This is a genomic window from Nocardioides aurantiacus (genome assembly GCF_003752505.1).
Lineage (GTDB): Bacteria > Actinomycetota > Actinomycetes > Propionibacteriales > Nocardioidaceae > Marmoricola > Marmoricola aurantiacus.
Genome location: NZ_RKHO01000001.1, coordinates 3,076,181 through 3,101,388 on the forward strand (window position 1 = coordinate 3,076,181; position 25,208 = coordinate 3,101,388).

Here is a 25,208-nt window from a genome sequence, read left to right on the forward strand (position 1 = left end):
CGCGGCTCAGGCTCGCGGGTGCGCCAGCCGGTAGGCCGAGCGCAGCCGCTCGCTGCTCACGTGGGTGTAGATCTGCGTCGTGGCCAGCGAGGCGTGGCCGAGCAGCTCCTGCACCGTGCGCAGGTCGGCGCCGCCCTCCAGCAGGTGGGTCGCCGCGGTGTGGCGCAGGCCGTGCGGCCCCATGTCGGGAGCGTGGGGCACGTCGGCGAGACGGGCGTGCACCAGCGTGCGGACGGCCCGCTGGTCGACCCGCCCGCCCCGCGCGCCCAGGAAGAGCGCCGCCCCGGAGCCGCTGACGGCCAGCGCCGGACGTCCGGCGCCGAGCCACCGGCCCAGCGCGCGGTCGGCCGGCAGCCCGTAGGGCACGGTCCGCTCCTTGCGGCCCTTGCCCAGCACCCGCACCACCCGGCGCTCGCGGTCGAGGTCGTCCACGTCGAGCCCGCACAGCTCACCCACCCGGATGCCGGAGGCGTAGAGCAGCTCGAGCACCGCGACGTCGCGGAGCCCGACCGGGCTGCCGTCGTCGGCCCGCTCGGCGGCGGCGTCCAGCAGCAGTCGGGCCTGCTCGGCGCTCAGGGCGGCCGGCAGGGTGCGGTGGGCCTTGGGGGAGCCCAGGGAGGCGCCGACGTCCTCGGCGGTCCGGCCCGTACGCCGCGCCCACGCGGTGAACACCCGCACGGCGGTCGCGCGCCGGGCGATCGTCGTACGGGCCCGGCCGAGGGTCTGCTGCCTGGCCAGCCAGCTGCGCAGCGTGCGCAGCTGGAGCTGGTCGAGCTCGACGTGTCCCAGGGCCGCGGCGTGCTCGAGCAGGCTCGTGACGTCGCCGAGGTAGGCACGCACCGTGTGGGCGGTCAGGTCGCGCTCGGACCGCAGGTGCCGCTCGTAGTCGCCGAGGACCCGGGCGAAGGGCTCGGGCAGCCCCGGCTCGTCCAGCTCCCGCTGCTCGTCCTCGTCGCGACCGGCCACCGCCTCAGCGTAGGGAGGACGGCTCGTCGGGGCCCGCAGGCGCGTCGAGGCCGGGCAGCTCGTGGTCGCCGTCGCGCACCCGCCAGCGGCCGAGCCCGTGCTCGACCAGTCCGGCGCGGTGCAGCACGAGCAGCGCCTCCTGCGTGCGAGCGAGCGAGAGGCCGGCGGTGCGCCCCACCGAGCGGGCGTCGGCACCACGCACCAGCGGCACGGCGTCGAGCACCTGGCGCTCGCGGGCGGTGAGCCTGTCCCGGGCGGCCTCCGGCGCGCGTGGCTCGGCCAGCGCGAAGCTGCCTGCGGGACTCACCGCCTCCAGCACCTCCTCGCCGCAGGTGACGAGCAGGGCGTCGCGGGCCCGGACCATCTGGTGCACGCCCGCGGACGGCGCGCTGGTCACGGGCCCGGGCACCCCCATGACGACGCGACCGAGCCCCTGCGTCCAGCTCGCGGTGTTCAGGGCCCCGCTGCGCACCGCGGCCTCGACCACGACCGTCCCACGGGCCAGCGCCGCGATCAGCCGGTTGCGGGCCAGGAACCGGATCCGGGTGGGCGCAGCGCCCGGGGCCGCCTCGGAGACGACGAGCCCGACGTCGGCGACGTAGTCGATCATCGCGCGGTGGGCCGTCGGGTAGGCCCGGTCGGCGCCGCACGCGAGCACCGCCACGGTCGGGCCACGGGCCGCCAGGCTGCCCCGGTGGGCGGCCTGGTCGATGCCGAAGGCGGCGCCCGAGACGACCGTCCAGTCCTCGCGCGCCAGGACCGCGGCGATGTCGGTGGCCACCGCAGCGCCGTACGTCGTGGCCGAGCGGGAGCCGACCACCGCGACCGACCGCGCCACCGCCTCGTCGACCCGGAGCGGCCCGCGGCACCAGAGCCCGACGGGGACGCCACCGCGCTCGTGCAGGTGGGGCGCCAGGGCGAGGGCGTCGAGGCCCTCGGGCCACTCGTCGTCCCCGGGGACCACGAACCGCAGCCCACGCCGGGCGGCCGACTCCAGCTCGCGCCCGGGGTCGACGGAGGCGAGCCGGTCGCGCAGGTCGGCCGCGAGCTCGCCCGCCGCCGCCTGGTCGAGCAGCCCACCGAGCACGGTCGCGGCCCCGAGCTCGTGCACCAGATCGGTCAGCCGCGGGTCACCCGGCTCGCCGATGCGGGAGAGCACCACCCGGGCCAGCCGCTCGTCCGCTTCGCCCCTCACGCGGTCCTCCCCTGCACCGACCGCGGCAGGCTGCCGACCAGCAGCGGGGCCGCCGAGCGCAGCCGCAGGGCGACGTCGAGCTCCTCGGCGCCGGGCCGCTCGAGCCCGGCCAGGTCGGCGACCGACCAGGCGACCCGGTGTGCGCGCACCGCCCCGCGCCGGGTGAGGCGGGCGCGCATCACCTCGTCCTCGAGCCGGGACGCGGCGGCCGGTGCCAGCGGCCACTCCTCGCGCAGCACCGGGCCCGGGGCGTGGGCGTTGAGCCGCCACGGGAGGCCGGCGTAGCGCTCGGCCTGCCGCCGCCGCGCCTCGGCCACCCGGACGCGCACCTCCGCCGAGGACTCGGGACGCTCGTAGGGCAGGCTGCCCGCCGCCCCGTCGCGGACGGGCTCGACGAAGCGCGTGATGTCGATGCGGTCCGCGACCGGGCCGGAGACCTTCGCGCGGTACTCGCGGCGCGCCTGCTCCGAGCAGGTGCAGCGGTGGTCGCGCGCCCAGGGGTGGTACTCGCCGCAGCGGCACGGGTTGGAGGCGAAGACGAACATCGCCCGGGCGGGGAAGGTGGCGTCGTCCTCACCCCGGGAGATCGAGATCTCGCCCGCCTCCAGCGGCTCGCGCAGCGCGTCGACGACGTCGGAGGGGAACAGCGGGAACTCGTCGAGGAACAGCACGCCCAGGTGGGCCTTGCTGACGTCGCCGGGACGCACCCGCCCGGTGCCCCCGCCGAGGATCCCGCTGCGCGACGCCGAGTGGTGGGGGTTGCGGAACGGCGGGCGGACGATCCGGGTCGAGCCCGGCGGCAGCGAGCCGCACAGGGAGTGGACGGCCGTCAGCTCGAGCGACTCGGCGTCGGTGAGGTCGGGCAGCAGCCCCGGGATGCGCTCGGCGATCGTGGTCTTGCCCGACCCCTTGGGGCCGGTGAGCAGCAGGTGGTGCCCGCCCGCGGCGGCGACCTCCACGGCGTAGCGCGTGTCCGGGATGCCGAGCACGTCGGCGAGGTCGAGGTCGTCGAGGCGCTGCTCGCCGCGCCAGGTCAGCAGCGGCGGCCCGGTCATCGCCTCCACGGGAGGCGCGTCGGGCACCTCCTCCCCGGCCAGCAGCGCCACCGTCTGCCCGAGCGAGCGGATGCCGAACACGCTGAGGCCCTCGACCATCCGCGCCTCGTCGACCTGCGGCTCGGGCACGAAGACGGTGTGGATGCCGCGGGCAGCCGCAGCCATCACCATCGGCAGCACACCGGGGACGCAGCGGACGCGGCCGTCGAGGGTCAGCTCCCCCACCAGCGCGGTGCCCCGCAGCGACGACGCGGGGATCGTCGGGTCGGCGGCCGCCAGCACGGCCACGGCGATGGCCAGGTCGAAGTGCGGACCGCGCTTGGGCAGGTCGGTCGGCGAGAGCAGGATCGTCACGCGGCGGGTGTTGGGCCAGCGGCGCTTGTCGCTGTCGAAGACCGTGTTGCCGATCGCGGCCTTGCACCGGTCGCGCGCCTCGTTGATGGAGGTGTCGGGCCGCCCCACGAGGGAGGTGCCGACGACGCCGGCGGCGAGGTCGACCTGCACGTCCACGACGTGGCCGACGGTGCCCTGCAGCGAGACGGTGTGGGTGGTGGCGACCATCAGCCGATCCCCCGCACGTGCTCCACGTCGGCCACGCCGCGGTCGCGCATCAGCACCCCGACCACGTCGATGCGCACGCCGACCGGGCGCACGTCGTGCGCCTCCAGCCAGCGCGCGGCGAGCCGGCGGAGCCGCTGCGCCTTCGTGGCGTCGACCGCCTCCAGCGGGTGGCCGTACGCCGCGGAGCGGCGCGTCTTGACCTCGCAGAACACGAGCACGTCGCCGTCGCGCAGCACCAGGTCGAGCTCGCCGGCGTCACACCGCCAGTTGCGGTCGACCACGGTCATGCCCGCCTCGACGAGGCGACGGGCGGCCAGCCCCTCGCCGTACTGGCCCAGGCTCCTGTTGCGCTCTCCGGTCATGGGGGCAGCAGACACCTGACCGTGGTCGCGTGGCTGCTCGACGCGTGGAGCTGTGGACGGAGCCGGCCGCGGGCGCGGCTGTGGAGGCCGGGGCAGGCGGCGGGGTCAGCCGACGAGCCGGACGATCGTGTCCTCGACCGCCGCGTCGTAGCTGACGGTCTCGTCGGTCTCCGTCGTCGGCACGGCGGCCGGGTTGAAGGTGAAGACGTGCAGCACCTTGACCGAGTTGCCGTTGATCTCGAGGCCGTTGACGTGGCCCGAGGCGTCGTTGGGGCCTGCGGTCACCGTCTCCTCCGTGACGAATCCCGGCACGAAGCCGCGGATCGGCTGGTAGCCCTTCTGGGCCCGGTCGTTGGGGTAGACGACCGGGAGGTAGACGAAGCGGGGCGAGCGCTTGATGGACTCGTCGAGCATCGCGTCGGTCACCCCGGTGTCGGAGGCGATGTCGGCCAGCGTGGTGGAGCCCCGCAGGAAGCACCGGAGCGAGTCGTTGTTGACGAGCCTGCCGCCCACCGTCAGGTTGCTCCGACCGGCGCAGGTGGTGGTGCCGTTGGCCGCGTCGAGCCGACCGCGGAGGGTGTCGACGCCCGCGACCAGGCCGTCGTAGGTCTTGGGCCCGTCGTTGCCGGTGTCGCCGCGGATGCAGTTGGCGCCGTCGCCGGCGGCACCGCCCTGCGTGTCCAGCCTCGCACCGGGAAGCGTCGAGGCACCGGAGCCGCAGTCCTTGGTCTCGGCGAGCGTCGGCGGGAACGTGTAGGTGCGCAGCTGGTGGTCCAGGCCCGCCGCGACGTTGCGGGCGAAGGCCCTCTGCGCGTTGCTCTCGTCGGCCCGCGGGCTCTCCAGCTGGCCGAAGTTGCCGCGGTCCTGGCCCACGCAGCCGTTGTCGACGCTGGCCGGGGTGGTGGTCGTCGCCGTCGGGGCGGGGGTGGTGGTGACGGTGGCACTCGCGGTGGGCGAGCTGGACGTGGTCACCGAAGGCGTGGGGGTCGGCGTGGGGATCGCGGTGGGCGTCGGGCTGCTGGTGACGGGCGGCGTCCCGGTGACCCGGATCACCAGGCTGTTGGCCGAGTAGGCGAACTGGCCGTTGTCCTTGGCGGCCACGGCGAAGAGGTACCAGTCGCCGGTCGTGCCGGTCACGTCGTTGGGCCCGAGCTGGATGGCCGGCAGGGCGCCGTCGCCGTCGGTCTGGGCGGAGAAGTCGACGTACCTCGTGCCGTCGGGGGCGAAGGCCCGCAGCGACACCTTCTTGTACTGCGGGGGCACCCCGGTCACGGAGTAGCCGCTCAGCGTCCTGACGCTGCCGGCCACGACGGTGTTCAACGCGGTGCCGCCGACCCGGTGGTCCGCCGTCGGTTCCGGTGTCGGGGCGGCTGCGGGGGCACCCACCAGGTCGGGCGCGACCGCGCCACGCGGGAGGGTCCAGGCCGAGGACGGGGCCGGTCCGCCGTGGCCGTTGGTGGTGTCGGCGTGGGTGGGCCCGTAGCCGCAGCCGCTGGGCAGCCAGAACGGCAGCATGTCCTCCTTGCGGGGCAGGGACGTCCGGATCTCCACCGTCGCCCGTCGCTGCACCGTCGTCGAGCCGTCGACGTCCTCGAAGACGGTCGCGAAGCCGAAGCCCACGCGTGCCGCGGGGGCCACGACCGTCATCACCGGGCAGGGGCCGTCGGCCTCCAGGCACTCGGGCGTGCCCGCCGTGGCGTGGGCGCGGGTCTTGTAGAAGTGCAGGTCGCCGTTGCGCGGGTCGCCGTCGAGGAGGTCCGCCTCGACCTGGGACACGACCCCCGTGTCGAGGCTCCCGGGCGTGGCGTCGGCGTCGAAGGCGTGCTCCTGACCCACGGTCCCGTTCCTGACCAGGTACTCCGCCACCTGCCGTGCGACGTCGGCCTTCGTGTGGCCGGCGCGTGGCCCCATGGGCAGGGACGCACCGGCCGACACGGCCGACAGGTCGACCTGCTTCTGCACCGTGCGACCACGCGCCCAGGCGTTGCCCAGGTCGACGACCAGACCGGCCATCATGAAGAGCAGCAGGGCCAGGACGCCGACGACGATGGCGGTGGCGCCGGACTCGTCACGGCTTCGCACGGACACATCCCGAGTAGCTGGCGGCGGGGGCGAAGTCGACACGGGCGCTCGCACGCGAGGTCACCTTGCCGTCGTCGATGAAGGGCACGTAGGGCAGGTTGAGGTCGTAGCTGCGGAACTCGACCGTGACCGTCACGGTGCTGCCCACCGACCCGACCGCGCCCGTGCCGACGTAGTCGCGCGTCACGTAGACCTCGGTCGGGTCCGAGCTGATCGACCCCAGGCTGTCGGCCACCTGCGTCCGGAAGTCGCCGCAGGAGGCAGCCGAGCCCACCGACGCCAGCCGGGCGGCGTACCGCGCGGTGTCCGCCCCGCCCTGCATCGACCAGAAGTAGAAGCCGTACTGCATGATCCCGAACACGATGGCCAGCAGCGGCAGCATGATGAAGGCGAACTCCACCGCCGCCGCGCCGTGCTCGCCGCGTGGGCGTCGGGTCCGGTCCACCTGGCTCCGCCTCGTCTCCTGGGGCAGGCGGGGGCCTGCGGAGCCAGAATAGGGCGGCTTATGCCCGTTTCGAGGGGTTTTGGAAGGAGGGTGGGTGCTGGTGCAGTCCAGTCCTCAGACCTTGGGGGGCTCGATCTCGCTGTGGCTGATCTCCTCGACGTTGACATCCTTGAAGGTCAGCACCTTGACGTTCTTGGCCAGTCGGCGGGCGGGGCGGTACATGTCCCAGACCCAGGCGTCGGTCAGCGTCACCTCGAAGAACACGTCGCCGGCCTCGGTGCGGGCCTTCACGTCGACCTGGTTGCACAGGTAGAAGCGCCGGTCGGTCTCCACGACGTACTTGAAGATGCCCACCACGTCGCGGTACTCGCGGTAGAGGGTGAGCTCCATCTCGGTCTCGTACTTCTCGAGATCCTCGGCGCTCATCGCACTGCCTCCTGCAGGTCGTGACGGGTGGGTCGGGGTCCGGTCGCGGAGCCGTCGTCGACCTCGAACAGCTGCGGCTCCAGCGTGAGCGGTGGTGCGTCGACGATCCCGGCGGCGCGCCGTACGTTGACGAAGCGCATCCGGTGCACCGCACTGGGACCGTGCTCGGTGAGCGCGGCGGCGTGCTCGTCGGTGATGTAGCCCTTGTGCGTGGCGAAGTCGTACGCCGGGTGGTGCTCGTGCAGCTCGGCCATGATGCGGTCCCGGGTCACCTTGGCGATGACCGAGGCCGCCGAGATGCACGCGGCGACCCGGTCACCCTTCCACATCGCCAGGCCCGGCACCTCGAGCCCGTCCACGGGGAACCCGTCGGTCAGGACGTACGCCGGACGCGTGGTCAGCCTGGCCAGGGCACGGCGCAACGCCTCGACGTTGGCGACGTGCATGCCGAGCCGGTCGCACTCCCCCGGCGGCACGACGACCACGGACCACGCCGTCGCCCGCCGCACCACCTGCGCGTAGCACCGCTCGCGCGCCCGGGCGGTGAGCAGCTTGGAGTCGGCCAGCTCCGGGACGATGCCGGCCCGTCCCTCGGGCAGGATCGCCGCGGCGGCGACCAGCGGCCCGGCGCACGCCCCGCGACCGGCCTCGTCGACCCCGGCGACGGGCGCGAGCCCGACCCGGCGCAGCGCGCGCTCGTAGCCGTAGAGACCGGCGTCGCGCCGGACGGTGGCACCGCGGGGCAGGGTCGTCACCGCACGCCTCAGGAGGTGCCCGACCGTCGGTCGGGCACGTCGGCGAAGGTGGCGGGGCGGTGGACGAGCTCGGCGCGGTCCCAGGGCCAGATCAGCGAGAACACCTTGCCCACGACGAGGTCCTGGTCGACGAAGCCACCGCCGGGACCGCCCATGTGGCCGCGGCTGTCGTAGGACGCGCCACGGTTGTCGCCCATCATCCACAGGTGCCCGTCCGGCACCGTCTTGTCGAAGGTGATGTCGGAGGGGGCCGTGCCCTCGGGCAGGTAGGCCTTCTCGTCCAGCGCCTGGTCGTTGACGGTGATGCGACCCCGGTCGTCGCAGCACACGATGTGGTCACCGCCCACGGCCATCACCCGCTTCACGAGGTGACCGCCCGCGGGGTAGAGGCCGACGCGCTCCAGGGCCTTGCTGACCGGACTGGTGGGGCCGGCGGAGTCGGCCGGGTCGAGCCAGCCGCCGGGATCGGCGAAGACGACGATGTCGCCCCGCTCGGGGGTGCCCGAGCCCCAGTAGGAGACCTTCTGGACCAGGATCCGGTCGTTCTCCACGAACTGCGGGACCATCGACGGCGAGGGGATGTAGAACGCCTGCAGGAACAGCGTCTTGATCACGATGGCCAGCACGAGCGCCAGCCCGAGCAGCAGCACGCTCTCCTGCCACAGCGGCATCGGCTTGCGGGACCGCGACGACCGCCGGCGACCTCCCGGGCTCTCGGGCGCCGGGGCCGCCTCGTCCACGTTGGTCACCTTCGGGAGCCTAACCGTCGGGGAGCAAGCGGCGGGGCGTCGCGCCTGCTCCGGTCGTCGTCCGGACGCACCACCGGCCGGCCACGAGGGGCCGGCCGGTGATGTCGCGCGCGGGTCAGGACTCGCGACGCTCCTTGATCTTGGCGGCCTTGCCGCGGAGGTTGCGCAGGTAGTAGAGCTTGGCGCGACGGACGTCACCGCGGGTCACGATCTCGATCTTCTCGAAGATCGGGGAGTGCAGCGGGAAGGTGCGCTCGACGCCGACACCGAAGGAGACCTTGCGGACGGTGAAGGTGCGGCCGATGCCGGAACCCTGCACCTTGATCACGACGCCCTGGAAGACCTGCACGCGCGCGCGGTTGCCCTCGACGATGTTGACGTGCACCTTGATGGTGTCGCCGGCCCGGAAGGCGGGGACGTCGTCGCGCTTGACGGCGCTGCTGAGCGTGTCGATGACGTTGGTCATGTGTGTCTCCTCGTGACTGCCACAGGTCACCCACGGATAGGTGTCTCGAATGAATGGTCGACCCGTCGTACGCCGATCCGGTCGTCCCCCTGTGGCAGGTGACCGTGGCAGCCGGGCCAACGGGAGATTCTGCCACGCGGGGCGGCGTACGACGAAATCAGCGGACACCCACCGTCCGCGCGACCTGGTAGATCCTCTTCCATGGAGCTGACCCGCGAGCAGGTGCTGCGCCACCGCGTCCACGTGCAGCAGCTGGACCGCCCCGGGACGCATTCCGACGCCGCCGTCCTCGACCTCGGCGTGCAGGACACCGGGACCGACGGGGCGGGCTGGGCGCTGGCCCTGCGGGGCTGCGAGCCCGACCCGGCGGCCCTGGTCACGGCCTGGACGCTGCGGGGCGCTCCCCACGTCCACCGTCGCGCCCAGGTCGCCGAGGTGGCCACGGCCGTGGCGCCCTGGTCCGAGGCCGACGCCGGCAAGCGCATCTTCGACGCGGCCCGGCCGCTGCGTGCCGCGGGCCTCGAGGTCCGCGGGGCCCTGGCCCGCGTCGCCGAGGAGATGGCCGACGTGGTGCAGCAGCCGACGGTCAAGGGCGCGCTGTCGGCCGAGCTCGGCCGACGGCTGCCGCCGCCCTACCTGCGCTGGTGCCGGCCGTGCGACGCCGAGCACGTCCACGAGCAGACCTTCCGGCTGGCCGCGCTCCAGGCGGGCCTCGAGCTGCGGCCGGGCACCTCGCCCCCGGTCCTCGAGCCGGTGCCCGGCTGGTCGGGGCCGGCGGACGACCCCGACCCGGCGCTCGACCCCGTCCGGGCCGCCCTGCACCTGCTCGGCCCGACCACCCCGCAGCTCGTGGCGGCCTACGTCGACGCCCCCGTCGCCGAGGTGCGCCGGCGGTGGCCGGGGGACGTGGTCGAGGTGTCGGTGGCCGGGGAGCGCCGCTGGGCGCTGGAGGCCGACCGCGACGCGCTCGCCGACCCGCCGTCGGGCGGCGCCGTGCGCCTGCTCGCGCCGTTCGACCTCCACCTCCAGGCCCGCGACCGCGACCTGCTCGTGCCCGACGAGGCGGTACGCAAGGACGTGTGGCGCACCCTCGGCCGCCCCGGCGCGGTCCTCGTGGGCCACGAGCTGCAGGGCAGCTGGCGGCCGCGTGCGAGCGGCGGCGTGCTGCGGCTGCTCGTGGAGGAGTGGGCGCCCCTGCCCGACCGGACCGACCTCGCCGAGCAGGCCGAGCGGCTGGCGGCGCACCGCGGGCTCCGGTTCGGCGGGTTCGTGGACCGCTAGTGCGGCTGTGCCGGTCGGGCGCGGCGGCGCTTGCCGAGGACGACGGCCCCGGGAGGCGCCGTCGCGTCGGGCACCAGGCGGTAGCCCGCCTTGCGGTACATCGCCAGGTTGCGGGTGCTCCCGGCGCCGGTGAAGAGCACGAGCTCCCTCGCCGCGTCCGGCGCGGCGTCCTCGATCGCCGCCAGCAGCACCCGACCGAGACCACGCCCCTGCAGGTCGGGCGCCACCATCAGCCGACCGACGTCCCAGGTGGTGCCCCCGACCAGCCGGCCGCGCACCGCGGCCACCAGCCGGCCGCCGCTGCGCACCACCAGGGTCGTCCACTCCCCCAGCCACGCCACCACGTCGTCGAGGTCCTCGTGCAGCGCCGGGATGCGGGTCCCGGGGTTGGCGAGCTGCTCCTGCACCCAGCACGCGCGCTGCAGCGTGAACAGCTCTCCGGCGTCGCCCACGGTGGCGGCCCGCAGCAGGCCGTCCAGGTCGGCGGCCCCCAGGGCCTGCGCGGGGTGGGCCAGGTCCGGTCGGCGCTCGGCGGTGCGGCGTACGGACTGGTCGTGGCGCCACGCGGCGATCCGCGCGTGGTCGCCGGAGAGCAGCACCTCGGGCACGTCGTGGCCGCGCCAGGAGGCGGGCTTGGTGTAGACGGGGTACTCCAGCAGGCCGTCGGCGTGCGACTCCTCGGCGAGCGAGTCGGCGTTGCCCATGAACCCCGGCAGCAGCCGCACGACGGCCTCGACCACGACCAGCGCCGCGACCTCGCCCCCGTTGAGGACGTAGTCGCCGACGGAGAGCTCGAGGACCTCGAGCCGGCCGGAGGCGTCGTCGACCACCCGCTGGTCGATGCCCTCGTAGCGGCCGCAGGCCACCACCAGGTGCTCGCGCGTCGCGAGGTCCGCGGCCACGGCCTGGGTGAAGGGCCGACCGGACGGGGTGGGCACGACGAGCGTGGCGCCGTCAGGGGCCACCGCGTCGAGCGCCTCGCCCCAGGGGCCGGGCTTCATCACCATGCCGGCGCCGCCGCCGTAGGGGGTGTCGTCGACGGTGCGGTGCCGGTCGTGGGTCCAGGTGCGGAGGTCGTGGACGTGCAGGTCGAGCAGCCCCGCGCGCCGGGCCCGACCCGGGAGCGAGAGGTCCAGGGCGTCGAGGTAGGCGGGGAAGATCGAGACGACGTCGACGCGCACGCCTACTCCAGGTCCAGCAGGCCGGGGGCGTCGTCGAGCACGAGCAGGCCCCCGTCGAGGTCCACCTCGGGCACGAGCGCGGCCACGAAGGGGAACAGCATCTCGCCGCGGTCGGTGCCGATGACCAGCAGGTCCTGGGCGCCGTGGTGCTCCACGCGCAGCAGCTCACCGACGGCCGCGCCGTCGGTGGTGACGACCCGCAGGCCGACCAGCTGGTGGTCGTAGAACTCCTCGGGGTCGGCCGGGCTCTCGGCGGGGTCGACCAGGACCCGGAGCTCGGTGCCGCGCGCCGCCTCGGCGGCGGTCCGGTCCGCGAGCTCCTCGAAGCGGACCAGCAGCCGGCCGGAGTGCATCCGCGAGCTCGCCACGGTCAGCCGTCCGGTGGGCGTGCGGAGCGAGGCGCCGTCGGCGAAGCGCCGCTCGGGCTCGTCGGTGCGGACGTCCACGGCGACGTCGCCCCGGATGCCGTGGGCGCGGCCCACGCGACCGACGACGACCCAGTCACCGGTCGAGCCGCCCTCGCCGGCCGAGCCCGTCGAACCTGTCGAGACCACGCTCACTCCTGTCGTGCACGGCGAAGGCACCACCCCGGACAGGTCCGGGATGGTGCCTTCGGGGGTGTCCTAGCGCCGACGGTCGACGTCGACGAAGTCGATCCTGGCGCCCTCGCGGCCGGCCAGCGACGACACGACCGTGCGGAACGCGGTGGCCGTGCGGCCGCCGCGGCCGATCACCTTGCCGAGGTCGTCGGGGTGCACCCGGACCTCGAGGATCGAGCCACGACGCAGCTGCTTGTCCCGCACGACGACGTCGTCGGGGTGCTCCACGACACCGCGGACGAGGTGCTCGAGGGCGTCGGCCAGCATCGGCTCAGGCCTCCGACTTCTCGGCGGACTCCTGCTCGGCGGGAGCCTTGGCGGCCGGGGTCTCCTCAGCCGCGGGGGTCTCCGCGGCGGGGGTCTCCTCGGCCTTGTCGGCCTTCTTCGTGGACTTCTTGGTCACCGCGGCGCCCTTGGGCTCGTTGGCGGCGTCCTTGAGGGCCTCGTTGAAGAGCTCCTGCTTGTCGCGCTTGGCCTCCTTGACGCGCAGGGTGCCCTCGGTGCCCGGCAGGCCCTTGAAGCTCTGCCAGTCGCCGGTCACCTTCAGGAGGGCCTCGACGGCCTCGGTCGGCTGCGCGCCGACACCCAGCCAGTACTGCGCCCGGTCGGAGGTGATCTCGATCAGCGAGGGCTCCTCCTTGGGGTGGTACTTGCCGATCTCCTCGATGACCCGGCCGTCCCGCTTCTTCCGGGCGTCGACGACGACGACGCGGTAGAACGGCTGACGGATCTTGCCCATGCGCTTGAGGCGAATCTTGACGGCCACGTGTGTGGTGTCTCCTTGACGGTTCGTGTGGTGGTTGGGTCCTCCTCGACCCCGTGGGGACAGGGCGGTGGGACCCGATGGCGTGCACCGGACGGGTGAGAGGGCCCGGTCGGCGTACGACTCAGCCGGTGATTCTGCCACGCCCTGCCCACCACGACCGAATCGAGCCACCTCGACGCCGGTGCGGTGCGACGATCCAGCGGTGAGCCAGCCGTCACCGCAGGTCCCGCCGCCCCCGTACGACGCCCTGCCGGCCAGGCCCCGGCCGCGTCGCGGCTGGTTCGCGGTCGGGGGCGTGCTGCTGGCCCTGGCGGCGGTGGTCTTCGTGGTCGGGCTGGTCACGACGGTCGGCCGCGGCACCGACACCGACGTGGTGGCGTTGGTGCCCGGGCCGGGGCAGCCGATCAGCGCCGGCGTGCCCGTCGGGGAGGAACGGATGCTGTTCGTGCCCGCGGGCGAGCCCGCGCCCCGGTGCCGTGTCGTCGACGGCCGGGGCCGCGAGCTGCCGCTGCGCCCGACGACCGTCGCCACCACGGTGACGACGATGGGCACGACCTGGACGGGGGTCTCGACCTTCACCAGCCCCACCACCGCGGAGGTCCGGGTGGGGTGCGAGGCCCCGGTGGAGCAACTGCGGATCGGGAGCCCGCTGGGTGCGGGGTTCGCGATCGGCCTGGTGCTGACGATCCTGGGCCCGCTGGCGCTGGGCGGCGTGGGCCTCGTGGTCCTGGTCGTCACCACCGTGCTGTGGTCCACCCGACCACCGCGGTCCCCCCGCGGACACCACGGTGGACCGGGCGGCGCGCCAGCACCACCGTCGAGCCCGTCCCGCGGGTGGTGACGACCTCGGCGTCCAGCCCCGCGGCGACGCAGGCCGCCACGGACCCGGGGGCCTGGTCCTCGCTCGTCTCCAGGAGCAGCGCGCCGCCGGGCGCGAGCCAGTCCGGGGCGGCGGCCGCCACGCGACGGTGCAGGTCGAGGCCGTCGGTGCCGCCGTCGAGCGCGACGCGGTGCTCGTGGTCGCGGGCCTCGGGCGGCAGCAGCGCGATCGACCCCGTCGGGACGTACGGCGCGTTGCAGGTCACCAGGTCGACCCCACCGCGCAGCCGGCCGGGCAGCGCCGCGAACAGGTCGCCCTCGTGGACGCCCGCCCCCGGGAGGTTGAGCCGGGCGCAGGCCACCGCGACGGGGTCGAGGTCGGCGGCGTGCACCTCGGCGCCGGGCACCTCCTCGCCGACCACCAGCGCCAGCGCGCCCGTCCCGCAGCACAGGTCGACCACGACCGGCGCGGCGTGGTCGGCCAGGAGCCGGACCGCCAGCGCCGCCACCGCCCCGGTGCGCCGGCGCGGCACGAAGACGCCCGGCAGCACCCGCACCCGCCGCCCCGCGAACTCCGCCCACCCCAGCACCTGCTCGAGCGGCTCCCCCGCGACCCGACGGGCCACCAGGGCCTCGAGGACCGGTCCGGTGGCGCCGGTCCCCTGCAGCAGCGCGGCCTCGTCCTCGGCGTACACGCAGCCGGCGGCCCGGAGCCGGGCGACCAGCCCGGGAGCGGGGTCAGGCGACGACGCGGCCACGCAGCACGACGGCGGTCGGGCGCCGCAGCACCGTGAGGTCCTCGCGCGGGTCGGCGTCGTAGACCACGAAGTCGGCCGAGGTGCCCTCCTGCAGGTAGCCGTCCAGGCCGAGCCACTCCCGCGCCCGCCAGGACGCCGCGCCCAGCGCCTCCTCGGTGCTCAGCCCGAGGTCGTGCAGGGCGACCACCTCGCCGGCGAGGTTGCCGTGCCGCGACAGCCCGCCCCCGTCGGAGCCGGCGTAGAGCGCGACACCCGCCTCGTGGGCGTTCATCAGGGTCTCGCGGCGCCGGGCGTGGAGGTCGGTCATGGTGGCGGCGTAGTCGGGGAACTTCGCGGCCCCGGCCTCGGCGTACTCCGGGAACTTCTCCAGCTGCATCACCGTGGGCACCAGCGCCACCGACCCGGCCACCATCCGCTCCACGAGGTCGGGGGTCAGTCCGGTGCCGTGCTCCACGCAGTCGATGCCGGCGTCGATCAGGCCGCCGAGCACCTCGTGGCCGAAGCAGTGCGCGGTCACCTTGGCGCCGTGCTCGTGGGCGGTGCGGATCGCGTCGGCGAACGCCTCGGGACCGAAGGAGGGCGCGAGGTCACCGCTGTCGCGGGAGATCCAGTCGCCCACCAGCTTGACCCAGCCGTCGCCGCGCTGCGCCTCCTGGGCGACGTACGCCGACAGCTCCTCGGGCTCGACCTCGTGGGCGTAGTTGCGGATGTAGCGCCGGGTGCGGGCGATGTGCCGCCCGGCCCGGACCAGCCGCGGCAGGTCGTCCCGCTCGTGGATCCACGAGGTGTCGGCGGCCGAGCCGCAGTCGCGGATCAGCAGCGCCCCGCCGTCGCGGTCGTCGATCGCCTGCTGCTCGGTCTCGGCCTGACCCAGGGCACCGTCGTCGTCGAGGCCGAGGTGGCAGTGGGCGTCGACCAGCCCCGGCACGATCCACCCCTGGGCGACGGTGTCGGCGCCGGGCTGCCGCTCGTAGGTGACCTGCCCGTCGACGACGTAGAGGTCCCGGGTCTCGCCGTCGGGGAGCACCGGGCCGGCGAATCGCTGCGCTGCCATGGCGGGGACGCTATCGCGACCCAGGACGTCGTACGACGCCGGCGAAGTGTCGCGACTGGCCCGGCTATGACCGCATTTCGCGACCTAGACCGGGGTTGCGGTCTCGAAATGCTCGTGTCCACGGTGTGGGATCCACGTCACACCGCTCCGGGAGCCACCGATGTCACGCACCGTCCGACCCCTCCACCTGACCGCCCTGCTCGGCACCGCGCTCGCGACCGCCGCCGTGGCCCTGACCCCACCGGCCACCGCGGGGACGACCGCCGCCGCCGAGCAGTCCGAGCGCCACGGCCGCACCGTGGTCGCCACCGGTCTCGACAACCCCCGCCAGCTCTCCTTCGACCGCCGCGGCCGGCTCTTCGTGGCCGAGTCGGGCCAGGGCGGCAGCGGCCCCTGCGTGGGAGGCGCCGAGCAGGAGGAGATCTGCCTGGGCGCGAGCGGCGCCGTCACGATGGTCGCCGGCGGCCGGCAGCGCCGGGTCGTCACCGGGCTGCCGTCGCTGGCCGGCGAGGGGGGCGCCCAGGCCACCGGCCCGACCGACGTCTCGGTCGACCGACGCGGCCACTACCGGATCTCGATGGGGCTCGGCGGCGACGAGGCCTTCCGCAACCGGCTCACCCCGCCCGCGCGGCGGCAGCTCGGCACCGTCCTGGCCGGCCGGCTCGGCAGCGCGCCCTTCGTGTACGCCGACCTGGCGGCGTACGAGCAGGACGTGAACCCCGACGGCAGCGTCGATCCCGAGACCGGCGACCCGGCTCCCGACAGCAACCCCGGCGGACTGACCCGCACCGGCCGCGGGCTGCTCGTCACCGACGCCGGCGGCAACAGCCTGGTGCGCGCCCGGTTCGGCCGGGTCACCACCGTGGCGACGTTCCCGAAGCGTGAGGTGGCGAACCCCTTCGGCGGTCCGCCCGTCCCGATGGACGCCGTGCCCACCTCGGTCACGCCCGGGCCGCGCGGCTCCTACTTCGTCAGCCAGCTGACCGGCTTCCCGTTCCCGAAGGGCGGCGCCCGGATCTACCGGGTGGTGCCCGGCCGGGCGCCGACGGTCTGGGCCTCTGGCCTGACCAACGTCACCGACCTGACCTGGAGCAAGGGTCGTCTGTACGCCGTCCAGCTGGCCGACGGCGGCCTGCTGGCCACGCCCGAGGGCCAGCTGCCCACCGGCTCGCTGGTGCGGGTGCCGCCCGGGTCGACGGCGCCGACGACGGTCGCCTCCGGCCTGGCCGCGCCCTACGGCGTGGCGGTGCGCGGGTCCTCGGCGTACGTCACGACCTGCAGCGTCTGCGCCGACGGCGGCACCGTCACCCGGGTCCGCCTGCGGTGACGGGCCGCCCGGTCGCGGCTACTTGAGGTACTTGGACAGGTCGGGCAACTGCGAGGGGTCGAACTCCTCGCCGCCCTGGCCGGCACCGAGGCCGAAGGCCGCGCCGGGCGCCGCCTCGGGCGTCGTGTCGGCCGCGGGCGCCGGGGTGCGCTTGGCGGGGTTGCCGGACTGACGGCGACCCTTGGCCTTGCGCGGCTGCGGCGCCTGGCGGCCCTTGGCCTTCTTGCCCATCCCGACGCCGGGCATGCCGGGCATCGCCGGGGCGCCGCCGCGGGCCATCTGCTGCATCATCTTGCGGGCCTCGAAGAACCGGTCGACGAGCTGGTTGACGTCGCTGACGGCGCGGCCGGAGCCCTTGGCGATGCGCGAGCGGCGGGAGCCGTCGATCATCTTGGGGTTGGCCCGCTCGGCCGGCGTCATCGACTGGATGATCGCCTGGATCCGGTCGATCTCGCGCTCGTCGAAGTTCTCCAGCTGCTCGCGAAACTGGCCCATGCCGGGCAGCATCCCGAGCATCTTGGTCAGCGAGCCCATCTTGCGGACCTGCTGCATCTGCTCGAGGAAGTCGTCGAGGGTGAACTCCCCGCCCTGGCCCTGGAGCTTGGCTGCGGCCTTGGCGGCCTGGTCGGCGTCGAAGGTCTTCTCGGCCTGCTCGATCAGGGTGAGCAGGTCGCCCATGTCGAGGATGCGCGAGGCCATCCGGTCGGGGTGGAAGAGGTCGAAGTCGGTGAGCTTCTCGCCGTTGGAGGCGAACATGACCGGCTTGCCGGTCATCGAGGCGATCGACAGGGCCGCGCCGCCGCGGGCGTCGCCGTCGAGCTTGGTCAGCACGACCGCGTCGTAGCCGACACCGTCGAGGAAGGCCTGCGCGGTGTTGACCGCGTCCTGGCCGATCATCGCGTCGACGACGAAGAGCACCTCGTCGGGCTGGACCGCGTCGCGGATGTCAGCGGCCTGCTGCATCAGCTCGGCGTCGATGCCGAGCCGGCCGGCGGTGTCGACGATGACGACGTCGTGCAGGGTGCGCTTGGCCTCCTCGATGGCCCGGCGGGCCACCGCGACCGGGTCGCCGACGCCGTTGCCGGGCTCGGGGGCGAAGACGGTGACGCCGGCTCGCTCGCCGTTGACCTGGAGCTGCTTGACCGCGTTGGGGCGCTGGAGGTCGGCCGCGACGAGCATCGGGCTGGTGCCCTGGCCCTTGAGCCACAGCGCGAGCTTGGCCGCCAGCGTCGTCTTGCCGGCGCCCTGGAGGCCCGCGAGCATGATGACGGTCGGGGGCTGCTTGGCGAACCGCAGCCGCCGGGTCTCGCCGCCGAGGATCCCGACGAGCTCCTCGTTGACGATCTTGATGACCTGCTGGGCCGGGTTCAGCGCCCCGCTGACCTCGGACCCGCGTGCCCGCTCCTTGACCGAGGCCACGAACTGCTTGACCACCGGCAGCGCGACGTCGGCCTCGAGCAGCGCGAGCCGGATCTCGCGCGCGGTCGCGTCGATGTCGGCCTCGGAGAGCCGACCCTTCCCGCGGAGGTTCTTGAAGGTGTCGGAGAGGCGGTCGGAGAGCGTGGCGAACACGGTGGGCGATTCCTCGGGTGACGACGTCAGGGGCGGCGACGCCCCGGGGGGCCGGTACGCCGGACGGCCAGCCTAGCCCCGCCCCGGACCCGCCGCTCCCGCGCCCGAGGGGGCGTACGTCGTGACGAGGGCCTCGCGCACCGCGTGCGCCGCCGAGGCCGCCCGCTCCTCCGACAGCGCTCCGGCCGAGGCCTCCTGCACGTAGAAGACGTCCACGGCCTGGGGCCCGAGCGTGGAGACGTGGGCCGAGCGCACCGAGACGTCCATCCGGGCCAGGGCCGAGCAGACGGTGTGGATCAGGCCCGGCCGGTCGGCCGAGCGGACCTCGACGACGGTGGCGGTCGTGGAGGCGTCGGTGCGCACGGCCACCGTGGGCTCGAGCCGCACCGGGGTGGGGCGGCGCAGCCGGGCGGCGGCGTCGACCCGGCCGTCGACGACGGCCTCGAGACGCTGGCGCAGCAGGATCTCGTCGAGGCCCGACTCCACGACGTCCCACACCGAGACCCCGACGCCGTCCTGGGTCCAGGCCCGCGCGGCGCGGACCGAGACACGCTGCAGGGCGAGCATCGCCGCGGCGTCGGCCAGCAGGCCGGTCCGGTCGCCGGAGACGACCTGCACCCGGGCCCCGTCGGCGACCTCCTCCACGGTGACGGCCACCGCGCGCGGGTCCTCGCGGACCGACGCGGGCACCTCCACGCGGTCGACCTCGTCGGCCGGGAGCGGCTCGTCGGCCAGCACCGCCCCCGCGCGGCGCACGAGACCCGCGACCAGGGAGGCCCGCCAGCGGGTCCAGGCCTTGTCCGAGGTCGCCCGGGCGTCGGCCTCGGTCAGCGCCGCGAGCAGCTCCAGCTCCTCGCGGTCGCGCACCCGCGCCGTGACCAGGGCGACGGTGGCCGGGTCGTCGGGGTCCCGGGTGGTGGCGGTCTCGGGCAGCAGCAGGTGCCAGCGCACCAGGTCGCCGACCAGGTCGACCTCGTCGGCGTCGAAGCCGATGCGCTGGGCGATCCGGCGCGCGATGGGCTCGCCGGCGACGCAGTGCTCGGTCAGCTGGCCCTTGCCGATGTCGTGCAGCAGCGCGGCCACCATCAGCACGTCGGGCCGGGCGACCCGACGGATCAGCGCGGCCGCCTCGGTGCAGGTCTCGACGAGGTGGCGGTCGACGGTGAACCGGTGGATCGCCGAGGCGTGCGGCAGCAGCCGCACCCGCTCCCACTCGGGCAGCACCGACTCAAGCGCCCCGGTCTCGTCGAGGGTCTCCCAGACGCCGAGCAGGCCGGGGCCGGCGGCGAGCAGCCGGACCAGCAGGTCGCGGGCACCGTCGGGCCACGGGTCGGGCAGCGGGGCGCCCTCGCGCACCAGCCGCGCCACGGTCGGGGGCGCGAGCACCAGGTCGCGCTCCGCGGCCTCGGCGGCGCACCGGAGCAGCAGCAGGGGGTCCTCGGCCACCGGGGCGCCCCGGTCCAGGACGACCTCCTCGAAGGACAGCGCGACACCGGGGGCCACCCGCGTCAGCTGCGGGGCGCGGCGCCGGGTCGGGTGGGGCTCGCGCAACGTGGCCTCGGCGCGACGCCAGGCCAGCCGCGAGAGGTGGGTCAGCCGCCGGGCCAGGCCGCGCGTGTGCGCCTGGGCGGCGTCGGGACCGGGCAGGCCGAGCGCCTGCGCCACGTCGGGCCAGTACTCCGGCACCACCCGGTCGGTGGCCCGTCCGGCCACTTCGTGGACCGCGTCGCGCACGTCGAGCAGCGCCACCCGGCAGCGCTCGAGCTCGCCGTGGGGCACGTCGACGACCCAGCTCGCCACCAGCGCCTTGAGCACGGTGGCGTCGCGGAGGCCGCCGGCCGACTCCTTGAGGTCGGGCACGGAGGCGTGGGCCAGCTCGCCGCTGCGCCGACCGCGCTCGAGCACCAGCTCGCGCAGCTCGCCGAGCCGGGTGCGGGCGTCGCGGCGCCACTGCGTCAGCACGGCGGTGCGCAGCTGCAGCGTCAGCCCCGGGTCCCCCGCCAGGTGGCGTACGTCGAGCATGCCGGCCGCCACCCGCAGGTCGGCCGCCGCCTGCGCGAGCACCTCGCTGACCGTGCGCACCGCGTGGTCGATGGTCCACCCGGAGTCCCAGAGCGGGTACCACAGGTCCCCCGCCCACGCGCCGACCTCGACGTCGTCGGCCAGCACCAGGACCACGTCGAGGTCGCTGTGGGGCGCGAGCTCGCCGCGGCCGTAGCCGCCGACGGCCACCAGCGCCACCCCGGTCTCGGGGCAGCCGGCCGCGCGGAAGGCCTCCAGGCACAGCGCGTCGGCCGAGCGGGTCCGCGCGGCGCGCTCCGCGTCGGTCACGCGCGCGCCCCCGGCAGGGACGCGCGCGGCCCGGTGCTCAGAGCGCCGACCCGTCCCGGTCGCCGGTGCGGACCCGGACCACGGACTCGACCGGGGAGACCCAGACCTTGCCGTCTCCGATCCGGCCGGTGCGGGCCGCCTCGACGACCGCCTCGGTCACCGCCTCGACGTCGGCGTCCTCGAGCACGACCTCCAGGCGCACCTTGGGCACCAGCGACACGTCGTACTCCGCGCCCCGGTAGACCTCGGTGTGGCCCTTCTGCCGGCCGTAGCCGCTGACCTCGCTCACCGTCATGCCGGTCACGCCGACCGCCTCGAGCGCGGTGCGGACCTCGTCCCACCGGTGCGGCTTGATGACCGCCGTCAGGATCTTCATGGCTCCACCCTCTCAGTCCTGCGCGTCCGGCGACATAAGCGCCGGGACGCGCACGACGCCCGCAGCGGCACCGACCGTGACCAGCACGGTGGCACCCCTGCGGGCGTCGTCATCGGATCGCCTCAGATGGCGGCTTCGTCGCGGTCGCCGGTGCGGACGCGGACGACCGACTCCACCGGCGAGACCCAGACCTTGCCGTCACCGATCCGGCCCGTCTGCGCGGCCTTCACGACGATCCCCGACACGTCCTCGACGTCGGCGTCGTCGACGATGATCTCGATGCGGATCTTGGGCACCAGGGCGATGTCGTACTCCGCCCCGCGGTAGACCTCGGTGTGACCCTTCTGCCGGCCGTAGCCGCTGACCTCGCTCACCGTCATCCCGGTGACGCCGAAGGCCTCGAGGGCCGCGCGGACGTCCTCCCACTTGTGCGGCTTGATCACCGCGGTCACGAGCTTCATGCGTTGACCCCCCTCGCCTCGGCGTCGGCCTGGGCGCCCGGCTTGAGGGCACCGCCGCTCAGGATGCTGGAACCGCCCGAGCGCGACACGAAGTCGTAGCCGGTCTCGGAGTGCTCGGTGAAGTCGATGCCCTCGACCTCGTCGTCCTCCTCGATGCGGAACCCGATCGTCTTGGAGATCGCGAGCCCGATGACCATCGTCAGGACGAAGGAGTACGCCAGGACGGCGAACGCCCCGACGGCCTGGCGCCACAGCTGGTCGACGCCGCCACCGAAGAAGAGTCCGTCGACACCCGCGGGGGCGTTCGAGGTGGCGAAGAAGCCCACCGCGATCGTGCCCCAGAGACCGCCCACGAGGTGGACGCCGACGACGTCGAGCGAGTCGTCGACCCCGAAGCGGTACTTCAGGCCGACCGCGAGGGCGCAGAGCACGCCGGCGATCGCACCGAGGACCAGGGCACCGACGGGGTTGACCGCGGAGCAGGCCGGGGTGATCGCGACCAGGCCGGCGACGACGCCCGAGGCGGCACCCAGCGAGGTGGCGTGACCGTCGCGCAGCTTCTCCACCAGCAGCCAGCCCAGGGCGGCGGCAGCGGTGGCACCCAGGGTGTTGACCCAGGTGACGGCGGCGATGGTGTTGGCGCCCAGCGCGGAGCCGGCGTTGAAGCCGAACCAGCCGAACCACAGCAGACCGGCGCCGAGCATCACCAGCGGCAGGTTGTGCGGCCGCATCGGGTCGCGCTTCCAGCCCAGGCGCTTGCCGAGCACGATGGCCAGGGCGAGACCGGCGGCACCGGCGTTGATGTGGACGGCCGTGCCGCCCGCGAAGTCGATGGCCGCGAGCTTGTTGGCGATCCAGCCGCCGACGGGGGCGGTGCCCTCGTCGAAGGAGAACACCCAGTGCGCGACGGGGAAGTAGACGACCGTGGCCCAGATGCCGGCGAACAGCATCCAGGGGCCGAAGCGGGCCCGGTCGGCGATCGCGCCCGAGATCAGCGCGACCGTGATGATCGCGAACACGGCCTGGAAGCCCACGAAGGCGAGCGAGGGGACCGTGAAGACGAGCGAGTCCTCGCTCATCAGGCCCTTGAGGCCGAAGAACTCGGTCGGGTCGCCGAGCAGCCCGCCACCGAGGTCGTTGCCGAACGCCATCGAGTAGCCGTAGAGGATCCAGAGGACGCTGATCAGGGCCAGCGCTCCGAAGCTCATCATCATCATGTTCAGCACGCTCTTCGCGCGGACCATGCCGCCGTAGAACAACGCCAGGCCGGGTGTCATCAGCAGCACGAGGGCTGCCGACGTGAGCACCCAGGCGGTATCGCCCGTATCCATGGGACCTCCAGTGGTGAGTGGACTGCACGGACCGCGCCCCGACCGACGGCATCGTCGGCCGGCGCGGTCCCGGTGGCGTGAACTCTGCGTGCGCGAGGTTTCGCCGACCTGTGACCGGTGTTTCGGCGGTGTCACGCTTGGGTCCCCGGTGTTACGACTACGTGAACGACGAGATTTGCGTAAACCGGGTATACGTGTATTAATCGGACATTACTCTTCACTCGTGGACGCCACTGCGACGGACGCCCGGACGGGCACCCGAACCGAAGCCCTGACGGGGCCCCCCGCCGTCCGCCGCAAGCGCGGCCGGCCGCGTGACCCGGAGGCCGACGGTCGCATCCTCGCCGCTGCCTCCGCGCTGATCCTGCTGCGCGGCTTCGACTCGATGACCGTCGACGAGGTCGCGAGCAACGCGGGCGTCGGCAAGGCCACGGTCTACCGCCGCTGGGCGCGCAAGGAGGACCTCGCCGTCGCGGCGATGGAGCAGCTCTACCGCGACGAGATGCCCACGCCGGACACCGGCAGCCTGCGCGGCGACCTCGTCGAGGCGTTCCGTGCGACGCTGGTCTTCGCCAACTCCCCGGCCGGCGGGGACTACCTGCGCACCCTGGTGCGCGAGTCGATGCGCGACGAGCGGATGGCCGCGCTCTACCGCGAGGCCAGCCGCCGGGCGGCCGAGAGCGCGGAGCAGGTCTTCGAGCGCGCCTGGACGCGCGGCGAGCTGCGTCCCGACGTGCCCGTGGAGGCGGCGGTCCGGCTGCTCACCGGCCTGGTCGTGATGGCCACCGTGATGCGCACCCCGCCGCCGACCATCGCCGACCTCGACGCACTCGTCGACCTCGTGATGGTCGGCGTCAGCGCCTGAGCGAACCCCGGACCCGGGTCGCTCCCCTACGCCGGGTCGAGCAGCGCGTCGACGAACGTGGCGGGGTCGAAGGGCGCGAGGTCGTCGGCCCCCTCCCCCACGCCGACCAGCTTGACCGGCACGCCCAGCTCGCGCTGGACCGCCACGACGATGCCGCCCTTGGCGGACCCGTCGAGCTTGGTCAGCACGATGCCGGTGACGTCCACGGCCTCGCGGAACACCCGGGCCTGGACCAGGCCGTTCTGCCCGGTGGTGGCGTCGAGCACCAGCAGCACCTCGGTGACGGCCGCCTGCTTCTCGACCACCCGCTTGACCTTGCCGAGCTCGTCCATCAGCCCGGCCTTGTTCTGCAGCCGGCCGGCGGTGTCGACCACGACCACGTCCACGCCCTGCTCCACGCCGGTGCGCACCGAGTCGAAGGCGACGCTGGCCGGGTCCGAGCCCTCGGGGCCGGTGACGACGTCGACGCCGACGCGCTCGCCCCAGGTGCTGAGCTGCTCGGAGGCAGCGGCACGGAAGGTGTCGGCCGCCCCCAGGACGACCGTCTTGTCCTCGGCCACGAGCACCCGGGCCAGCTTGCCGACCGAGGTGGTCTTGCCGGCCCCGTTGACACCGACGACCAGCACGACGCCCGGCTTGCCCTCGGCGCCGGTGACGGCGATCCGGCGGTCCATCGAGGGGTCGACGAGCGTCAGCAGCTCCTCGCGCAGCACCGCCCGGGCCTCGCTCGCACCGCCCTCGACGCGCAGCCGGGTGCGCAGCCGACCGACGAGCTCCTGGGTGGGCCCGACGCCCACGTCGGCGGTGATGAGGGTGTCCTCGATCTCCTCCCACGTGTCCTCGTCGAGCCGGTCGCGGGAGAGCAGGAGCAGCAGGCCGCGGCCCAGGCCGCCCTGGGACCCCGAGAGACGCTGACGCAGCCAAACCAGCCGGCCGGCCGTGCCCTCGGGCCGCTCGAGCAGCCGGGTCGCACCGGTGTCGGCCGGGGTCTCGGGCTCCGGCTCGAGCGCCGGGTCCGGCGTGCCGGGCGGTCGCTCCTCGGTGATGACGCCGCCGCCGCGCCCCTCGACCGGGGGCTTGGGCTGCTTGCGCCCGTTGACAAAGGCGACGAGGCCGATGCCTCCGGCCAGGACCAGCAGGGCGACGGCGATGACGACGTACAGGGTGACACCGGAGATCATGCGTCGATCCAAACAGACGCCTGCTCAGCGGCGCGAGGCGGCGTGCTCCCGGGCGTCGTCCTCGGCGTGCGCGACGTCGATGGTGGGCAGCGAGCTGACGCCGCGACTCATCACCTCGCCGATGCGGGGCGAGACCGGGGTGGCCTCGCCGCGGTAGGGGTAGGCGGCGTACACGATGACAGCGGTGGCCAGCACGAGGGCGAGCAGCACCACGACCACGATGGTTCCCATGAGGGCTCCTTCG

The 25,208-nt window shown here is 74.4% G+C and carries 27 protein-coding genes; 4 read left to right on the top strand and 23 right to left on the bottom strand.

Going from position 1 to position 25,208, the window contains the following annotated elements; genetic code table 11:
• Positions 1-6: 6 nt before the first annotated feature.
• The 10 genes from EDD33_RS14905 to rplS form a co-directional block, all read right to left on the bottom strand.
• Positions 7-966 (bottom strand): tyrosine recombinase XerC, encoded by a 960-nt coding sequence (locus EDD33_RS14905; RefSeq protein ID WP_123391753.1) that lies wholly within the window; start codon positions 964-966, stop codon positions 7-9.
• Positions 967-970: 4 nt separating this feature from the next.
• Positions 971-2,161, bottom strand: coding sequence for a DNA-processing protein DprA (dprA, locus tag EDD33_RS14910; RefSeq protein ID WP_123391754.1), 1,191 nt, complete (start codon positions 2,159-2,161; stop codon positions 971-973).
• Entirely contained in the window at positions 2,158-3,777 is a 1,620-nt protein-coding gene (locus EDD33_RS14915; RefSeq protein WP_246003538.1) for a YifB family Mg chelatase-like AAA ATPase, read from the bottom strand. Before EDD33_RS14915 ends, dprA begins: the two co-directional genes overlap by 4 nt.
• The gene (locus EDD33_RS14920) at positions 3,777-4,139 is read right to left on the bottom strand and encodes a YraN family protein (protein ID WP_123391756.1); all 363 of its coding nucleotides are present in this window, start codon (positions 4,137-4,139) and stop codon (positions 3,777-3,779) included. The genes EDD33_RS14915 and EDD33_RS14920 overlap by 1 nt, the downstream gene beginning before the upstream one ends.
• A gap of 105 nt (positions 4,140-4,244) precedes the next feature.
• Complete coding sequence (locus EDD33_RS14925) at positions 4,245-6,221, bottom strand: TadE/TadG family type IV pilus assembly protein (RefSeq protein ID WP_123391758.1); 1,977 nt, start codon at positions 6,219-6,221, stop codon at positions 4,245-4,247.
• Positions 6,208-6,666 (bottom strand): TadE/TadG family type IV pilus assembly protein, encoded by a 459-nt coding sequence (locus EDD33_RS14930; RefSeq protein WP_123391759.1) that lies wholly within the window; start codon positions 6,664-6,666, stop codon positions 6,208-6,210. Before EDD33_RS14930 ends, EDD33_RS14925 begins: the two co-directional genes overlap by 14 nt.
• 114 nt (positions 6,667-6,780) lie before the next feature.
• Complete coding sequence (locus EDD33_RS14935; RefSeq protein WP_056542209.1) at positions 6,781-7,092, bottom strand: DUF2469 domain-containing protein; 312 nt, start codon at positions 7,090-7,092, stop codon at positions 6,781-6,783.
• Positions 7,089-7,847: a ribonuclease HII gene (locus EDD33_RS14940; protein WP_123391760.1), complete on the bottom strand. Its 759-nt coding sequence runs from the start codon at positions 7,845-7,847 to the stop codon at positions 7,089-7,091. The genes EDD33_RS14935 and EDD33_RS14940 overlap by 4 nt, the downstream gene beginning before the upstream one ends.
• A gap of 8 nt (positions 7,848-7,855) precedes the next feature.
• Positions 7,856-8,596, bottom strand: coding sequence for a signal peptidase I (gene lepB, locus EDD33_RS14945; RefSeq protein ID WP_246003539.1), 741 nt, complete (start codon positions 8,594-8,596; stop codon positions 7,856-7,858).
• Positions 8,597-8,711: 115 nt separating this feature from the next.
• Positions 8,712-9,062 (bottom strand): 50S ribosomal protein L19, encoded by a 351-nt coding sequence (rplS, locus tag EDD33_RS14950; protein ID WP_123391761.1) that lies wholly within the window; start codon positions 9,060-9,062, stop codon positions 8,712-8,714.
• 201 nt (positions 9,063-9,263) lie between these two features.
• Between rplS and EDD33_RS14955 the strand changes: the two genes are divergently transcribed.
• The gene (locus EDD33_RS14955) at positions 9,264-10,343 is read left to right on the top strand and encodes a DNA glycosylase AlkZ-like family protein (RefSeq protein ID WP_123391762.1); all 1,080 of its coding nucleotides are present in this window, start codon (positions 9,264-9,266) and stop codon (positions 10,341-10,343) included.
• Here the strand turns inward: EDD33_RS14955 and trmD are convergent.
• The 4 genes from trmD to rpsP form a co-directional block, all read right to left on the bottom strand.
• Positions 10,340-11,524 (bottom strand): tRNA (guanosine(37)-N1)-methyltransferase TrmD, encoded by a 1,185-nt coding sequence (gene trmD / locus EDD33_RS14960; RefSeq protein ID WP_123391763.1) that lies wholly within the window; start codon positions 11,522-11,524, stop codon positions 10,340-10,342. The two genes, EDD33_RS14955 and trmD, sit on opposite strands and share 4 nt — an antisense overlap.
• Before the next feature lie 2 nt (positions 11,525-11,526).
• Positions 11,527-12,078 carry a ribosome maturation factor RimM gene (gene rimM, locus EDD33_RS14965; protein ID WP_123393501.1) on the bottom strand — a complete coding sequence of 184 codons (552 nt, stop codon included), beginning with the start codon at positions 12,076-12,078 and terminating at the stop codon, positions 11,527-11,529.
• Between the two features lie 69 nt (positions 12,079-12,147).
• Positions 12,148-12,390: an RNA-binding protein gene (locus EDD33_RS14970; protein ID WP_123391765.1), complete on the bottom strand. Its 243-nt coding sequence runs from the start codon at positions 12,388-12,390 to the stop codon at positions 12,148-12,150.
• Between the two features lie 4 nt (positions 12,391-12,394).
• Positions 12,395-12,889: a 30S ribosomal protein S16 gene (gene rpsP / locus EDD33_RS14975; RefSeq protein WP_123391766.1), complete on the bottom strand. Its 495-nt coding sequence runs from the start codon at positions 12,887-12,889 to the stop codon at positions 12,395-12,397.
• Positions 12,890-13,091: 202 nt separating this feature from the next.
• Between rpsP and EDD33_RS14980 the strand changes: the two genes are divergently transcribed.
• Positions 13,092-13,730, top strand: coding sequence for a hypothetical protein (locus tag EDD33_RS14980; RefSeq protein ID WP_123391767.1), 639 nt, complete (start codon positions 13,092-13,094; stop codon positions 13,728-13,730).
• Here EDD33_RS14980 and EDD33_RS14985 read toward each other — a convergent pair.
• A complete protein-coding gene (locus EDD33_RS14985) occupies positions 13,624-14,466 on the bottom strand; it encodes a putative protein N(5)-glutamine methyltransferase (protein ID WP_123391768.1) in 843 nt (280 codons plus the stop codon). The two genes, EDD33_RS14980 and EDD33_RS14985, sit on opposite strands and share 107 nt — an antisense overlap.
• Positions 14,447-15,520: an amidohydrolase family protein gene (locus EDD33_RS14990; RefSeq protein ID WP_123391769.1), complete on the bottom strand. Its 1,074-nt coding sequence runs from the start codon at positions 15,518-15,520 to the stop codon at positions 14,447-14,449. The genes EDD33_RS14985 and EDD33_RS14990 overlap by 20 nt, the downstream gene beginning before the upstream one ends.
• 160 nt (positions 15,521-15,680) lie before the next feature.
• On the opposite strand from EDD33_RS14990, the gene EDD33_RS14995 reads away from it, so the two are divergent.
• On the top strand, positions 15,681-16,847 hold the full coding sequence (locus EDD33_RS14995; RefSeq protein ID WP_123391770.1) for a ScyD/ScyE family protein: 1,167 nt from the start codon (positions 15,681-15,683) through the stop codon (positions 16,845-16,847).
• 18 nt (positions 16,848-16,865) lie between these two features.
• Here EDD33_RS14995 and ffh read toward each other — a convergent pair whose 3' ends face one another.
• From ffh to EDD33_RS15020, 5 genes are all read right to left on the bottom strand, one after another.
• Complete coding sequence (ffh, locus tag EDD33_RS15000) at positions 16,866-18,419, bottom strand: signal recognition particle protein (RefSeq protein WP_123391772.1); 1,554 nt, start codon at positions 18,417-18,419, stop codon at positions 16,866-16,868.
• A 72-nt stretch (positions 18,420-18,491) separates the two neighbouring features.
• Positions 18,492-20,750: a [protein-PII] uridylyltransferase gene (locus tag EDD33_RS15005; RefSeq protein ID WP_123391773.1), complete on the bottom strand. Its 2,259-nt coding sequence runs from the start codon at positions 20,748-20,750 to the stop codon at positions 18,492-18,494.
• A 37-nt stretch (positions 20,751-20,787) separates the two neighbouring features.
• Positions 20,788-21,126 carry a P-II family nitrogen regulator gene (locus EDD33_RS15010; RefSeq protein WP_123391774.1) on the bottom strand — a complete coding sequence of 113 codons (339 nt, stop codon included), beginning with the start codon at positions 21,124-21,126 and terminating at the stop codon, positions 20,788-20,790.
• Between the two features lie 122 nt (positions 21,127-21,248).
• Positions 21,249-21,587, bottom strand: coding sequence for a P-II family nitrogen regulator (locus EDD33_RS15015; RefSeq protein ID WP_123391775.1), 339 nt, complete (start codon positions 21,585-21,587; stop codon positions 21,249-21,251).
• Positions 21,584-22,918, bottom strand: a complete 1,335-nt coding sequence (locus EDD33_RS15020; RefSeq protein ID WP_123391777.1) for an ammonium transporter — start codon at positions 22,916-22,918, stop codon at positions 21,584-21,586. Before EDD33_RS15020 ends, EDD33_RS15015 begins: the two co-directional genes overlap by 4 nt.
• 223 nt (positions 22,919-23,141) lie before the next feature.
• Between EDD33_RS15020 and EDD33_RS15025 the strand changes: the two genes are divergently transcribed.
• Positions 23,142-23,783, top strand: a complete 642-nt coding sequence (locus tag EDD33_RS15025; protein WP_170169841.1) for a TetR/AcrR family transcriptional regulator — start codon at positions 23,142-23,144, stop codon at positions 23,781-23,783.
• A 26-nt stretch (positions 23,784-23,809) separates the two neighbouring features.
• Here the strand turns inward: EDD33_RS15025 and ftsY are convergent, their stop codons facing one another.
• Together ftsY and EDD33_RS15035 are read right to left on the bottom strand one after the other, a co-directional pair.
• Entirely contained in the window at positions 23,810-24,964 is a 1,155-nt protein-coding gene (gene ftsY / locus EDD33_RS15030) for a signal recognition particle-docking protein FtsY (RefSeq protein WP_123391782.1), read from the bottom strand.
• Positions 24,965-24,988: 24 nt separating this feature from the next.
• Entirely contained in the window at positions 24,989-25,195 is a 207-nt protein-coding gene (locus EDD33_RS15035) for a hypothetical protein (protein WP_123391784.1), read from the bottom strand.
• Between the last annotated feature and the right edge of the window lie 13 nt (positions 25,196-25,208).

Excerpts from the sequence above, each read along its gene's own strand:
- EDD33_RS14915 (WP_246003538.1), bottom strand. The coding sequence starts at position 3,777 with ATGGTCGCCACCACCCACACCGTCTCGCTGCAGGGCACCGTCGGCCAC.
- EDD33_RS14920 (WP_123391756.1), bottom strand. The coding sequence starts at position 4,139 with ATGACCGGAGAGCGCAACAGGAGCCTGGGCCAGTACGGCGAGGGGCTG.
- EDD33_RS14935 (WP_056542209.1), bottom strand. The coding sequence starts at position 7,092 with ATGAGCGCCGAGGATCTCGAGAAGTACGAGACCGAGATGGAGCTCACC.
- rplS (WP_123391761.1), bottom strand. The coding sequence starts at position 9,062 with ATGACCAACGTCATCGACACGCTCAGCAGCGCCGTCAAGCGCGACGAC.
- EDD33_RS14955 (WP_123391762.1), top strand. The coding sequence starts at position 9,264 with ATGGAGCTGACCCGCGAGCAGGTGCTGCGCCACCGCGTCCACGTGCAG.
- EDD33_RS14970 (WP_123391765.1), bottom strand. The coding sequence starts at position 12,390 with ATGCTGGCCGACGCCCTCGAGCACCTCGTCCGCGGTGTCGTGGAGCAC.
- EDD33_RS14990 (WP_123391769.1), bottom strand. The coding sequence starts at position 15,520 with ATGGCAGCGCAGCGATTCGCCGGCCCGGTGCTCCCCGACGGCGAGACC.
- EDD33_RS14995 (WP_123391770.1), top strand. The coding sequence starts at position 15,681 with ATGTCACGCACCGTCCGACCCCTCCACCTGACCGCCCTGCTCGGCACC.
- EDD33_RS15010 (WP_123391774.1), bottom strand. The coding sequence starts at position 21,126 with ATGAAGATCCTGACGGCGGTCATCAAGCCGCACCGGTGGGACGAGGTC.
- EDD33_RS15015 (WP_123391775.1), bottom strand. The coding sequence starts at position 21,587 with ATGAAGCTCGTGACCGCGGTGATCAAGCCGCACAAGTGGGAGGACGTC.
- EDD33_RS15020 (WP_123391777.1), bottom strand. The coding sequence starts at position 22,918 with ATGGATACGGGCGATACCGCCTGGGTGCTCACGTCGGCAGCCCTCGTG.
- ftsY (WP_123391782.1), bottom strand. The coding sequence starts at position 24,964 with ATGATCTCCGGTGTCACCCTGTACGTCGTCATCGCCGTCGCCCTGCTG.
- EDD33_RS15035 (WP_123391784.1), bottom strand. The coding sequence starts at position 25,195 with ATGGGAACCATCGTGGTCGTGGTGCTGCTCGCCCTCGTGCTGGCCACC.